Source organism: Aminobacterium sp. EBM-42 (assembly GCF_001896635.1).
Lineage (GTDB): Bacteria > Synergistota > Synergistia > Synergistales > Aminobacteriaceae > Aminobacterium > Aminobacterium colombiense.
This window is the reverse complement of sequence record NZ_MPPC01000027.1, coordinates 12,453-26,355: the sequence shown is the minus strand read 5'-3', so window position 1 is coordinate 26,355 and position 13,903 is coordinate 12,453. Positions and strand designations below refer to the sequence as shown.

Sequence of the window (13,903 nt, the reverse complement as noted above, 5' to 3'; positions counted from 1 at the left end):
AAACGTTGCTTATGTTGGCGATTTGTTTTTTAAAAGGAGGATGTTTGTAGATGGCGGACATGGTTAAGATTGTTCTTGAGGAGAGAAACGAGAAGGGAAAGCAGGCTGTCAAGAAACTAAGACCTACGGGCTATGTCCCGGCAGTTTTTTATGGTCCAGAATACAGGGATGCCGTTACTGTGAAAGTAAAGGCGTCAGATATAGCTGCGGTCATTCGTTCTGGCCACTGGGAAACAGTGCGTTTTAACGCATCCCTTCCTAATGGCAGGGAAGAGATGTGCCTGATGAGAAATATACAGAGGAATCTTCTTAATAACGAGATTATTCATATTGATTTTATCCAGCTTCTGAAAGGACATAAAATAGCGGTGAATATCCCCGTAGTCCTTGAGGGCAGAGAAGATTGTGTTGGATTAAAACATGGTGGCATTATTGAGCAGCTTCTATATGAAGTTGAGATTGAAGTGTTGCCAACGGAAATACCAAATTCTGTTTCTATTGATGTTTCAGGGTTAAATGTGGGAGAAGGTTTTTCAGTGAAAGATCTAGCCCTTCCAAAAAGCGCCGATATCCTGGTAGATTTGGAAGAGTTGGTTGTTACTGTAGCTCAACCCAAGGCTGAAGTTGAAGAAGAGGAAGAAGAAGTAGAGGCTGGAGAAGTGGAAGTAGTGGCTAAGGGTAAGGCTAAGGAGGAAGAGGAGTAGTTTCTTTTGCGACTTATTGTTGGCCTTGGTAACCCTGGGGTAGAGTATGCTTTAACGCGGCATAATATAGGCTGGATGGTTCTTGACCGTTTATGCAGTCGATATTCTGCTGGGAATGCCTCATTAAGATTTGAGGGCATGGTATGGGGGCCATTATTTATTAAAGGCGAAAAATGCCTGTTGCTTAAACCCCTTACATTTATGAATCTTAGCGGAAGATCAGTAGCTCAAGTTTGCCATTATTACCAGATTTTACCTGAAGAGACTCTTGTCATAAGCGATGACGCGGCTCTTCCTTTCGGACAATTGCGGTTAAGAACGAAAGGTTCAGCTGGAGGCCATAATGGTCTTGCTTCAGTTTTGGGAGCTTTAAGAACCCTCGGGGTCCCACGGCTCCGAGTAGGCGTGGGAGCTGCTCCGGCAGAACGGGATATGGTGTCGTGGGTCATAGGGACTTTTCTTCCAGAAGAACGGTCTTTGTTGCCTGATGTTATAGAGAAGGCTGCAAATGCGGTGGAGCTTTGGCTCATGGAAGAAATTCAAACAGCCATGAGTCAGATAAATAACAGGGACAAAACCGGATCAGGCGAAAGTTGATCACAATGGCGAGACTCAGTCTCGCCATTGTTGTTATAAACGAAAATAAGGGTGGATTCTCATTTCTGTCTTTGACGCATGGAATAAAACAACAAGTTTGCTTTGGGATATTAGAGATGAAATGTGGAAGAGTGGGGAGCAGGTACATCTCCCTGTCGATGGAGGAGCACGCGCGTGGATATTAGGTGGGGCTTCTGTGCCTCTTCTTGTGGTTTTTTCAGATCAACGCCAAGCTGAGGATTTTGTATCAGACTTTGAAAATCTATGGGAAGGGGAGATAGTTCGACTTCTTTATGAACTCCCTCTCAGTGTTGAGGGGGTACGTAATAAATCTTTGCTCTTGCAAAGAGGAGAAACTCTATCTAAGTGGAAACAAGAAAAAGGCATCCTTGCTACTTCTCCAGGAGGGTTGCTTTCCCCTTTCTTAACAGGAGAAGGTGTTTTCCCATTAAGAAGGGAAATGGGTGAGGAAAGGGGACGTCTTCTTCGTTGGCTAGAAGTCGCCGGGTATGAACGAGTCGATCTTGTGTGGACCCCAGGACAATATGTTGTTAGAGGGTTTATTGTAGATATCTATGATCCTGCCTATGCTCTTCCGATTCGGATAGAGTTCTTTGATGAAATAGTCGAAAGCATTCGTTCCTTTCATCCCCAAAGCCAGATGAGTGCCGCAACCCTTGATGAAATAGAGATCCATAGCATAACGGCGGCCCGCGAGAAAAAACTGGAAGAAATGATTCCAGACTCTTGCCATACAGTGCTTTTCGAGCCCTCGCAAATTGAGAATAAAGCGGAGTCATACCGATGGCTATGGGAGGATCTGCGACACAAGGCGGAAGTTTCCTCCCTCAGCACGTGGCCTGATTTTTCATTGTCTCTACTTACAAATAAACCTAAAATTCGTATTAGCGCGGCTGTTGCCCGTTCTCGACTAGCATTGCCTATCCAGGAGTGCCCCCATTTCAGGGGAGATATGGATAAATTCCGATGGAATTGTCAGTACTGGAGGCAAGAAGGTTATTCTATCCATCTTATTTCCTCGGGAACCTCCCTTCAAAATGATAATGACCTAAAGGACAAGCTCGTTTTTCATAAGGGGTCACTTTCAAAGGGATTTATAGATGAATATCGAAAAATAGTATTAATCTCAGATTTTGAAATAGGGGGGCTCAGTCTCTCTCCACACAGCAAGCCATGGAGAGCTCTCCCTATGGACTGGAAAGAACGCCTTACCGAAAATCAGTTAGTAGTTCACGAAGATTATGGTGTAGCGGTGTACAGGGGGGTAGAAGAGGTTGCCTCAGGAGGGGAACGATTTGATTCTCTAATTCTTGAGTTTGCCAATAAACAAAGGTTGCTTGTACCCTTTATGCAAATTTATAAGATAGATCCCCTGCCCGAAGAAGCAACTGCAGAAACAGTGCTTGACTCTTTACGGGGGACACGATGGAAAAAGGCAGTTGAAAAAACAAGAGAACGAGTAAGAGAAGAAGTAAAGAATCTCGTTCGTCTTTATGCTCGCAGGGAACTCTTAAAAGGATATGCTTTCCCAGTGGCATCAGAGATTTATAGACACTTTGTAGAGGCTTTCCCCTACGTTGAAACGCCAGATCAGCTTCGTGCGGAGCAAGAGATATTGCAGGATATGGAAAGCTCACATCCTATGGACAGACTATTAGTAGGAGATGTGGGGTTCGGGAAAACAGAAATTGCTATGCGTGCTGCTTTTAAGGCATCAGAAGCAGGGAAGCAGGTAGTAGTACTTGTGCCTACTACAATTCTCGCACAACAACACTATCATACTTTTCGAAGCCGTATGGCGGGTTTTCCTATTAGAGTTGAGGTTTTATCACGCTTTGTTTCAACATCGAGGCAAAAACGTATTTTAGAAGACACTAAAAAAGGGCTGGTGGATATTCTTATTGGGACACAGCGTTTGCTCCAGAAAGACATTGAATTTAAAGATCTCGGACTTCTAATTATCGATGAAGAGCATCGTTTCGGGGTTATGCATAAAGAAAAGCTTAAAGATACAAGGGAGGGACTAGACGTTTTAACGCTTTCCGCGACTCCCATTCCGCGGACCTTATCTCTTTCATTACGTGGATTGCGAAGTTTTTCTATAATTTCAACTCCTCCTTATAACAGGGTACCAGTCTTAACAATGGTGGGGCCAAGAAAAAAGAATCTTATCCACCGGGCTGTGTTGCAAGAATTAAATAGAGGGGGACAGGTTTTCTTTGTGTCTAACCGGATTAATCGCCTTAAGGGAAAATACGAAGAACTGAAAATAATGTTTCCAGAGGCTAGAATAAGTATGGCCCATGGACAGATGGCTGAAAAAGATCTTGAAAGAACAATGTTAGATTTTTACAATGGCAACCTGGACATTCTCGTGTGTACGACTATTGTAGAAAGTGGTCTTGACATCCCTAGGGCTAATACCCTTATCGTTGATGACGCTCAAGAACTTGGTCTTGCGCAGATGTATCAGCTCAGGGGACGGGTTGGACGGAGGGAAGAAGGTGCATACGCTTATTTCCTTTACCCTGAAACTATGCCTCTACAGAAAGAAACAATGGAACGTTTCGAGGCTATATCTGCCTTTTCAGACATAGGATCGGGTTATAGCTTAGCCCTCCAGGATCTGCAGATAAGGGGAAGTGGCGATATTATAGGAGTGTCACAACATGGACAGGATGAGCGTGTAGGTTATCGTTTTTATTATAAAATGCTTGAGGAGGAAATAGCCCGGATCCGGGGAGAGCTTTTTTCTGAAACGCCGGTAGATAGTGAGCTTTCAGGGACTATTCCCTCGACATATATTCCTCAGGATACCATACGTATTACTCTTTACAGGCGGTTGCTGAAAAGCAATGACTCGAAGGAGTTGAACCAGTTAAGGAAGGAAATACGAGATCGTTTTGGCCCCCTTCCAGATTCTCTGACATACCTTATCGATACAGTAATTGTAAGGATTTCTGGAGCTTCTGCAGGTCTAGCTTCTGTAGTATCAGGGAGTGATAAGACTATAGTCATAATAAAAAATGATCGAATACACCAAAGGCTATGCAGCTTTAAAGGATGGATCAGAACAACAGATCGTATTATTGGTCCAGGGGGTTATAAAGGAATGAGCGACTTATCAGAAGCGATTTGGTCTCTTCTTTATAAAAATGCTAAAAAAAATGGGGGGTAAATATGGATATCACAGAGAACTTTTTACTCGGACAACTTGTGGAGATTATGTCGCGGCTTAGGTCTCCTGAAGGTTGCCCTTGGGATAGGGAACAAACCTTTGAAAGCTTGAGAAGTCATATAATAGAAGAAGCATATGAACTGGTAGAAGCCATTACTCAGCAGGATAAAGACGAAATACGGGAAGAAGCGGGAGATGTTTTGCTTCAGATTGTTTTTGTTGCTCAGCTTGCTCAAGAAAAGGGCTTCTTTGACATTAAAGATGTAATATCTGAAATTTGTGATAAGCTCATACGAAGGCATCCTCACGTTTTTGGCGATGTTAATGTGAGAGGAAGCGCTGATGTTCTTGTGAATTGGGAGAAAATCAAGGTTCGCGAAAAATCGACCCAAAAACGTGACGATACCTCAATTTTGGCGGGAATTCCCGAGAGTTTGCCGCCTTTATTAAAAGCATACAGAATTCAATCTAAAGTTTCTCATGTTGGTTTTGATTGGGAGAAAGGTGATATTGCTCCTCTTCTTGGAAAGGTAAGTGAAGAGTTAAGGGAAGTGGAAGTGGCTACTTTGCGAGAGCAACAACAGGAGATGGAGGAAGAGATAGGCGACCTGTTCTTTGCTGTAGTTAATCTTTCCAGACATTTGGGAGTGAACCCGGATGTAGCCTTACAGCGTGCAAACAGGAAGTTCGAGTATCGTTTTCGTCAGGTAGAAATAATGATTCATAAAGAAGGAAAAGAATGGTCTGATTATGGTTTACAAGAGCTCGAAGTTCTATGGGATAAGGCGAAGAATTTTACCGTTTCAACGAAGCGGCCAAAAAAGGCTTGCGATTCATCATTACAGTAATGGGGGCTGTGAATGATAATGAATGAAGAAAAGGGTAAAAACACGGTCAAAATCGGGAAGAATGAGAGAAGCGCAAAGGTTGGAAAGGTTGAGAACTTGAATGTTCCGAAGGTGCGCGTAACTGAAACGGCATTGAGAGATGCCCATCAATCTCTTATGGCTACAAGGATGCGTATAGAAGATATGCTCCCTGTAGCTGAGATGATGGATGAAATAGGGTACCACTCTCTTGAGGTTTGGGGTGGCGCTACTTTCGATTCATGCATGCGTTTCCTTGATGAAGATCCCTGGGAAAGGTTAAGAGGGCTTCGTAAAATGTTTAAGAAAACGAAGCTCCAGATGCTTCTGAGGGGGCAAAATATTGTAGGATATAGGCATTATGCAGATGATACTGTGCGGGAATTTGTAAAGAGAGCAGTAGGAAATGGTCTTGATATCATTCGAATATTTGATGCTCTTAATGACTTGAGAAATATGGAAGTTGCAGCAGATCAGGTGAAAAAAGAAGGGGCCCACCTGCAACTTTCAATTTCCTACACCCTCTCTCCCGTTCACACTTTAACAGCATTTGCAGACCTTTCAGTCAAGATGAAAGAGATGGGTGCAGATTCTATCTGCATAAAAGATATGGCAGGTCTCTTAAGTCCAGTAGATGCCTCTAAACTGGTAAAAGCCATTAAAAAGAATACAGGACTCCCAGTTCAGGTCCACTCTCATTACACGAGCGGCATGGCATCTATGGCTTATCTAGCTTCTATTGAAGCTGGTGCAGACGTGGTAGATTGCGCCATATCCCCATTCTCTATGGGGACAAGCCAGCCTCCTACGGAATCTCTGGTAGCAGCGTTGGCCGGCGGTCCTTATGATACAGGAATGAAACTGGAGAAGCTTGTACCAGTAGCCAATCACTTTAAACAGATTCGCGAAAAATATAAAGATATCTTTGTGAGCTTGACAGCAGTAGACGTGAATGTTCTTATATATCAGATTCCTGGAGGAATGTACTCTAATCTCGAAAGTCAGCTGAAAGAGCAGAACGCGATGAATAGACTCGATGAGGTGTTGCAAGAAGTACCCCGTGTCCGCAAAGAGATGGGTTACCCCCCACTCGTAACGCCGACGAGCCAGCTTGTGGGGACTCAGGCTACTCTCAACGTCTTAGTAGGGGAGCGCTGGAAAATTATACCGAAAGAAGTGCGAAGCTATCTCATGGGATACTACGGCAAACCCCCGGCAGAAGTTGATCCTGAAATTAGAAAGAAAGCCATAGGGGATGAAATGCCCATCACATGCCGTCCCGGAGAAAAAATTGAACCAGAAATGGAAGAAGCGAAAAAGGCAGTGGAAGCATGGGCTCTTCAGCCGGAAGACGCACTTTCTTACGCATTATTCCCGGCAGTAGCCAAAGATTTCCTAATGAAAAAATATGCTCAAAAAACAAAAAGGGATATCGGTCTTGAAACACTAGTTGATGGAACCGGTTATCCCGTATAGAGGATTAGAAAAATATATGAATGAAAATCATTTGAAAGAGTCGGAAATGGGCACCTATTCTCAGACAATGGTGGTTTCTGATCAGGATATTATGGAACGCCTTGCAGGAAATAACGATGAAAACTTTCGTGTTATTGAAGAACGTTTTCCCGTGCGTCTTGTAGTTCGAGGAGAGCAAATCACGGTACAAGGGCCTGATAATGACGTTGTTCAGACTGTATTTCGTTACCTTGAAGAACTTTTTAAGGTGGCAAAACAGGGGCATCAAATATTAGTTGCTGATGTTCGGTATGGTATGGATATGATCGCTGTGGAGGGGAAGGCAGATCTTGCCCCCCTCTACAATGATGTTATTTGTACAACAGCGAGAGGCAAGCCTGTTCGCCCTAAGACGGGTGGCCAGAAACTGTACATAGAGGCTATGCGTGCTCACGATATCGTTTTTGCTATAGGCCCGGCAGGAACAGGCAAGACATACCTGGCCGTATGTCATGGAGTGGCCATGTTAAAAGCTGGAGCCATCAGTCGCATTGTTCTTGTGCGTCCAGCAGTGGAAGCTGGTGAAAGTCTTGGATATTTGCCAGGGGATCTTAGAGAAAAAGTTGAGCCTTACGTTCGGCCTCTTTATGATGCTTTTTACGATCTTTTTTCGCCAGAGCGTTTTTTGCGATATATAGATAAAAATGTTATAGAAATAGCTCCCCTTGCTTACATGAGAGGAAGGACCTTGAATGATAGTTTTATCATTCTCGATGAGGCTCAGAATACAACGCCTGAGCAGATGAAAATGTTTTTAACCCGTCTTGGTTTCGGATCTAAGGCAGTGGTGACAGGAGATATTACCCAGATAGATCTCCCTTCTGGGAAAAAGTCAGGCTTAATTCAAGTGAGAGAAATTCTGGAGGGGATAAAAGGAATTGCCTTTCTTGAGCTTACCAACCGCGATGTGGTACGCCACGAAATAGTACAACGAGTGGTTAGGGCGTATGAAGAATATGAAAATAGGAAGCAGTAATTTGAATATTTTTAAAAAAATGAATCGAATAAGCTCAAGAATATCGATGAAGGAAGATGTCTTTCGTTTGACTTCCGTGTTCTTGCTTCTTTTTTTTGCGGTCCTTCTTATTCTTGCGCGGTGGTTCTTTGATGGCGGGCGGGCCGGCTTTGTACAGGGTCATCCTGCCCCTCGTACTTATCTTGCCATATCCCCTATGAAATATATTGATGAAGAGAAGACAAATCTTCTTCGCAGCCGTGTTGAAAGCACTATATCAGGAGTCCTTGTTAAGGATACAGAAGCCATAAACACTATGACATCCCAGCTTAAATCTCTTGAAGCAGGAGACTTTCAGGGCGCCATGATTCCTAAGGATCTTATTGCCATTTTACAAGAGATGCCAGAACGAAGGAGACAAACAACTCTCAAAGCAGTTGCAACTATCGGTTTCCAGTTTCTTATAAAAGAAAACAATGGTGACGAATTTGCGACTCCTGCCCCAGAAAAGCTTTGGGGGAAAATTGAAGAATTGAACTTCCCGGCAGAGATGAATAATCTTATCTATCAGATTCTGGAAGCTGTCCTTCGACCTGCGGTTAAAATTGACGAAGAGCTAACACAGGGGCTTCGTAATGATCTGGCCGCAAGCCTCAAACCAATAGAGCAGTATCTCAAGGTTGGGGATGTTATCGTAGAAAAGGGAAAGATCATAACTCCTCAGCTCTCTCGTATTCTTCTATCACAAGGATATCTTCAGCAGCAATTCCCATGGAAGATCCTTCTTTTTTCTGCTCTACTAATCCTTTGCTGGCCTTTTTGGATACAGTTGCCGGCTTTTGCTGCAGGAGGTCGACAAAAATATGAAACAAACGAAATATATATTGCTTGTATAGTAGGGGCCTATTGGTTTGCTGAATACATTTCTGGTCTGTTGGGAGCCCGGGGAGTGGCTATTATTACTTTGTCAGGTTGGGTATATCTTGTTCTGCCCTTTACTCTTGGTTTCCAGGTTGTTTTTGGGGCGTCTATTATAGCCTCTATTCTACTGACATCCTTCTCAACATCAGGAATAGTTCTTGTGAGTTTTATGGGCCTGGTGGCAGCTATGACGGGGCCTTTTTTCTTAAAAGACGTTCACTCCAGAAGCCATTTATGGAGACAGCTTTTTATCGCAGGCTTGCTTCCTGTCTTTGCTGGAATGTTAGCGCGATGGACCATTGCACTAGAAATGTCATGGCAGGTGTTTTTGTTTGCTTGTCTAGGAGAGGCCTTATGGGGTACGGTGGTCATTGCTTTCCTGCCCATCTGGGAAAACTTTTTTGATATAATGTCACCTCTGCGCCTTATGGAGCTTTCATATCCGACTCAGCCATTGTTGAAAAAACTCCAGATAGAGGCTCCGGGCACATACCATCATTCTCTAATGGTGGGGACATTGGCAGAAACTGCAGCAGATAGACTTGGCATGAATGCATACCTTGTTAGAGCAGGTGCGTATTATCACGATATAGGCAAGCTAAGGCGTCCTCACTTTTTTGTTGAAAATCAAATGGAAGGTGAAAATGTTCATGATGAGCTAACTCCGTCTCTTTCTGCCCTTGTTATCATCGCCCATGTACGAGAGGGTTTGGAAATTGCGGAGGAATATAATTTGCCAGGAAAGCTCCGTCAGTTTATAGCGGAACATCATGGGACTACATGTCTTTCTTATTTTTTCCGCAAATCAAGTTCTCAGGGGGAGAAATTACCTCGAGAGCAATTTTGTTATCCTGGGCCAAGACCCTCTAGCAGGGAAACGGCATTGTTAATGCTGGCAGATTCGGTAGAAGCAGCTGTCCGAGCAGATCGGCGAAATATTTCGGGGATACAAGACCTGGAAAAGGTTATATCTGGCGTCGTTGAGTCTAAAGTAGTCGAGGGACAGCTTGACGATGTTGATTTTACTTTAAAAGATTTAGCAGAAATAAAAGAGGCCTTGATCTATGCCCTTCAATCAGTTTATCATGGCCGTAAGGTTAAAGAAATACAATCGTCAGACGAGAGTAGTCAAAGCCCAACTCCCAGCCAGGGTGAGGGCGGGGAGAATTCTCAAAGCAAACAGGAGGAGTAATACGTGAAGGTTCATTTATGCTTAGACAGTGTGGATGATGGAGAATCCGAAAGTATTAGGGCCCTCAGAAAACTTGAGGGCTGTGAGGAAGTGTTGGAGCGGGTTGTTCAGCGTCTTTTTCAGGGGAGATACGAAAACCAGCAAGCAGAAGTATCTATTTCTATAGTTTCAACCACGGAAATGCAGGAAATTAATAGGGAATACAGAGGAATAGACCAGCCAACAGATGTCCTTTCTTTCCCCATGTGGGAAGAGGGAGAAGAGTTTTGCCCCCCCAGCGGATGGGAGATGCTTCCTTTGGGCGACATACTCATTTGTGAAGAAGTGGTCAGGGAGAATGCAAGGCAAAACAACGTTTCGTATATAGAAGAGCTGTACCTGATAGTAGCCCACGGTTTTCTTCACCTCTTAGGTATAGACCATGATACCGTCGAAAAACAGGAGATGATGTGGTCTCTCCAATCAATAATTCGTGACGAATGGCTTTTGGCTCTCAATAAGATTCAAAGTGACTCCCCCATTGAAGGAGGATTGATTTGATAGTGGATATTCCTGCATCTGCTATTAAAGCTTTGATCTTTCTCCTCTTCCTTATAATTTGTTCCGCATTCTTTAGCAGCGCAGAAACGGCTATAACCGCAGCAGGGAGAGGTAAACTGCTAGCGCTTCAAGAACGCCACCCATATCAGCGCCGTTTTTTTCAGTGGCTTGTAGGAGATGTCCAACGTGCTCTCACGATTACTCTTGTTTCAAATAATCTTGTTAATATTGCGGCCAGCGCTGTTGCCACTTCCCTGGCGATTCTTCTTTTTGGCCATAGAGGAGTGCTCTGGGCCGTTATAATAATGACCGTTGTCATTGTTATCTTCGGCGAGGTTTTACCTAAAAGCATTGCTATCATAAAATCAGAGGCTATATTGATCTTTACTCTTCCCATCCTTAGGTTGCTTGGAGTGGTTTTCTCTCCCTTCATCTGGATTATGAACCGACTTGTGCGGGTGCTTGGTCTTCTTTTCGGTGTAGATCTCCGCATGCAGCATACCTTTGTGACAAGGGAAGAAATAGAGCAAATGGTGAATATAGGAGAAGCTTCAGGTGTCCTTGAGGCAGTGGAGCGAAAGATGATCCATGGAATCATCTCTTTTGAAGAAACTCGTGTTTACGAGATTATGGTTCCTAGAACTGATATAAACGCTATAGCAAACGATGCAAGCATCGGAGATTCAGTGGCTATTTTTCAGGAGTATGGACATTCAAGAATTCCTGTCTTCGATGAGAGCCTGGATGATATTGTAGGGATTCTTTATGCGAAAGATGCCATCCCCTATCTCTTTTCTGGAAAGATTGACGAGCCTGTATCAAAACTGAAAAGAGATGCTCTTTTTGTTCCGGAAACTATGAAAATCGTTGATGTTTTTAACATAATGAAAAATAGAAGGGTACATATGGCTATCGTAGTTGACGAATATGGCGGAACGGCTGGACTTGTTACTCTTGAAGACCTGCTTGAAGAGATAGTTGGAGAAATTCAAGATGAGTACGATTTTGAAACAGCGCCGGTTCTCAAAGAAACGGGTGGGAATTATCTTGTACAGGCCAATGTGAGCCTGGAAGACTTAAGTGAAACCCTTGCCTATCCTTTTGAATCAGAAGATGCAGAAAGTGTGGGAGGTCTGGTTCTCTCATTAACAGGGGGATTCCCTGAAAAAGGGGCACTTCTTCAATATGGAAAATGGGAAATAGAAGTTCTTGATGTGGAAGATCACAGGATAAAGCTTTTGAGGTTTCACGAAGTGCTATTAAAGGACGAAGAAAATGAAGAAGACTGAAGACAAGAGCCCTAAGTGGGCTTTCAGCGCAATTTCGCCTCTTAGACTGCTTAAAGAGGCAAGAGAGGCTCAATATTATTCATATAGCCCTTATTCCCATTTCCCTGTGGGGGCGGCTCTACTTCTTGGAAATAATGAGGTTATCAAAGGTTGCAATGTAGAAAACGCATCTTATGGTATGGCCCTTTGTGCCGAGCGGAATGTAATAGCTCAGATGGTAGCTTTGGGGAAAAAGGATCCCCAGGCCATCGCCATTGTGGGGAAAATAGGTACCCCCTGCTATCCCTGTGGGGCGTGTTTGCAGGTTATGTGGGAATTTAATCCGGATATGATCCTTGTTTTTGAAAAGGAAAATAATAAAGCAGAGACGATGTTGCTGCGAAATCTTCTCCCATATCCTTTTAGCAGAGAGGGCATGAAGGACGAATGAGAGAAGCTGCAATGAACTTTAAGTTTGGAGTGGTGCCCATTGTCGGGCGCCCCAATGTAGGGAAATCATCGTTGCTTAACAATATTCTTGCTTACAAGGTGTCTATTGTCTCGGAGAAACCGCAGACGACGAGAAATGCTATTCATGGCATATATAATGAGCCTGAAATGCAGATAGTTTTTACAGATACTCCAGGGATCCATAGGCCTCGTCACAAGCTGGGCGAAGCCCTTGTAAAGGCTGCCGTTCGTTCCCTAGAAAATGCAGACCTTATCCTGTATGTGGTAGAAGTTGATGACATCTCAATTTCGCCGGAAGACGATAGGATCATCGAGATACTCCAAGAAGTTTCCACCCCAATTTTCCTTGTAGTTAATAAAATAGACCAGGTCCAGCAAAGTGAAAGAAGACTTATGGCCGTAGCGTCTCTTTTTAAAGAAAAGTTGCCTATAGTTGGTGCCTTAGGTGTTTCAGCTAAGAAAGGTTACAATATAGACAAACTTGTACAAATTCTTAAAGATAAACTCCCGGCCGGGTTCCCATGGTACGATGAAGAAATTCTTACTGACCGTCCGGAACGTTTTTTAGCGGGTGAGATTATACGGGAAAAGGTATTGCTGCTTACCCATGAAGAGGTCCCTCATAGTGTTGCTGTAGAAGTGGAAGAATACAAAAGTCCAGACGAATATCCAGAAAGGGACGTTCTTTATATTCGTGCCAATCTTGTTGTAGAAAGAGAAGGGCAGAAGACTATCCTTATAGGGAAAAAGGGGAGTAAAATAAAAAAAATTGGAAGCTTAGCCCGTTCTGATATAGAAACAATGACGGGTCATAGGGTTTTTCTTGACCTTTGGATAAAGGTTAGGCCAGCTTGGCGTAAATCTGAAGGTGAGCTTTGGAGAATGGGGTATATAGAAAGGTGATACGTTGCTGTGGATTTTTTAACCCAAGGACTTTTTCGCAGTTCTGGAGTGGTGCTGCGTCGTAGGATTAGCGCAGAAGGCGATATCTCCCTACACCTTTTCCTCAAAGGAGTTGGCCCCGTATGGGTCCAGGCACCAGGGTCCGCTCGTGGAAGGGGTCGGTTTGGTGGCGCGACAGAACCATTGACATGGGGGTCATTTAATCTTTATAAAGGGCCTAAACATCTTTATTTAAAGACCATAGATGTGAAAGATGACATGTGGACGTTACGCCTTGATCCTGAAAAGCTTCATTCAGCTTTGGAATGGAATAGAATGGTTTCTCGCTACACCTGTTCCGGCGTGGCTGAAGATGATGTTTTGATTCTTTTGTATTGGACTATGCGTTCTTTGTGCGAGGGTGCCAATCCACTATTTCTTTCTTGGCGGCTGCTGTGGAGGTGGCTTTATATACGTGGAGAGGCTCCTGATCTATCAAAATGTGAACAGTGTGGAGTTGCTTTAAAAGACGCTGTTTATTGGTCTGATTCAGGGTTTCTTTGCCAAAACTGTAGTTCAAACGGGGGCAGTTCAATGATTGCTTCGAAAGAGCTGAGACTTCTTCAGGCGGCGGCCATGCTGCCCCGCCGAAATCTTATTTCTTTTTCTTCTCAAGGAGCTCCTTCAGATGGTACAGAGAAAGCTTTCTGGAAAACGCAGATTGGACGTTTAAAGATGATTCTTGACAGAAGTTGTTAAAAATAGACAATCCTACAAAGATAAAAGGTTTTAT

The 13,903-nt window shown here is 43.7% G+C and carries 12 protein-coding genes; all 12 read left to right on the top strand.

Features of this window, described 5'->3' with window-relative positions:
* Positions 1 to 50 precede the first annotated feature (50 nt).
* The 12 genes from BUC50_RS08700 to recO all read left to right on the top strand — a co-directional run bounded on the left by BUC50_RS08700 (position 51) and on the right by recO (position 13,869).
* Entirely contained in the window at positions 51 to 704 is a 654-nt protein-coding gene (locus BUC50_RS08700; protein WP_013048146.1) for a 50S ribosomal protein L25, read from the top strand.
* A gap of 6 nt (positions 705 to 710) precedes the next feature.
* Entirely contained in the window at positions 711 to 1,301 is a 591-nt protein-coding gene (pth, locus tag BUC50_RS08695) for an aminoacyl-tRNA hydrolase (protein WP_013048147.1), read from the top strand.
* A 121-nt stretch (positions 1,302 to 1,422) separates the two neighbouring features.
* On the top strand, positions 1,423 to 4,500 hold the full coding sequence (gene mfd, locus BUC50_RS08690) for a transcription-repair coupling factor (RefSeq protein WP_013048148.1): 3,078 nt from the start codon (positions 1,423 to 1,425) through the stop codon (positions 4,498 to 4,500).
* 2 nt (positions 4,501 to 4,502) lie between these two features.
* Positions 4,503 to 5,348, top strand: coding sequence for a nucleoside triphosphate pyrophosphohydrolase (gene mazG, locus BUC50_RS08685; RefSeq protein WP_013048149.1), 846 nt, complete (start codon positions 4,503 to 4,505; stop codon positions 5,346 to 5,348).
* Positions 5,349 to 5,360: 12 nt separating this feature from the next.
* Complete coding sequence (locus BUC50_RS08680) at positions 5,361 to 6,842, top strand: pyruvate carboxylase subunit B (RefSeq protein ID WP_148211318.1); 1,482 nt, start codon at positions 5,361 to 5,363, stop codon at positions 6,840 to 6,842.
* 16 nt (positions 6,843 to 6,858) lie between these two features.
* Positions 6,859 to 7,857, top strand: a complete 999-nt coding sequence (locus tag BUC50_RS08675; RefSeq protein WP_013048151.1) for a PhoH family protein — start codon at positions 6,859 to 6,861, stop codon at positions 7,855 to 7,857.
* A complete protein-coding gene (locus BUC50_RS08670; RefSeq protein ID WP_013048152.1) occupies positions 7,829 to 9,949 on the top strand; it encodes an HD family phosphohydrolase in 2,121 nt (706 codons plus the stop codon). The genes BUC50_RS08675 and BUC50_RS08670 overlap by 29 nt, the downstream gene beginning before the upstream one ends.
* A gap of 3 nt (positions 9,950 to 9,952) precedes the next feature.
* The gene (gene ybeY / locus BUC50_RS08665) at positions 9,953 to 10,489 is read left to right on the top strand and encodes an rRNA maturation RNase YbeY (protein ID WP_013048153.1); all 537 of its coding nucleotides are present in this window, start codon (positions 9,953 to 9,955) and stop codon (positions 10,487 to 10,489) included.
* Between the two features lie 2 nt (positions 10,490 to 10,491).
* Positions 10,492 to 11,778, top strand: coding sequence for a hemolysin family protein (locus BUC50_RS08660; RefSeq protein ID WP_013048154.1), 1,287 nt, complete (start codon positions 10,492 to 10,494; stop codon positions 11,776 to 11,778).
* A complete protein-coding gene (locus BUC50_RS08655; protein ID WP_013048155.1) occupies positions 11,765 to 12,208 on the top strand; it encodes a cytidine deaminase in 444 nt (147 codons plus the stop codon). The genes BUC50_RS08660 and BUC50_RS08655 overlap by 14 nt, the downstream gene beginning before the upstream one ends.
* Positions 12,205 to 13,131, top strand: coding sequence for a GTPase Era (gene era, locus BUC50_RS08650; RefSeq protein WP_013048156.1), 927 nt, complete (start codon positions 12,205 to 12,207; stop codon positions 13,129 to 13,131). Before BUC50_RS08655 ends, era begins: the two co-directional genes overlap by 4 nt.
* 9 nt (positions 13,132 to 13,140) lie before the next feature.
* Entirely contained in the window at positions 13,141 to 13,869 is a 729-nt protein-coding gene (gene recO / locus BUC50_RS08645; RefSeq protein ID WP_013048157.1) for a DNA repair protein RecO, read from the top strand.
* Positions 13,870 to 13,903 lie beyond the last annotated feature (34 nt).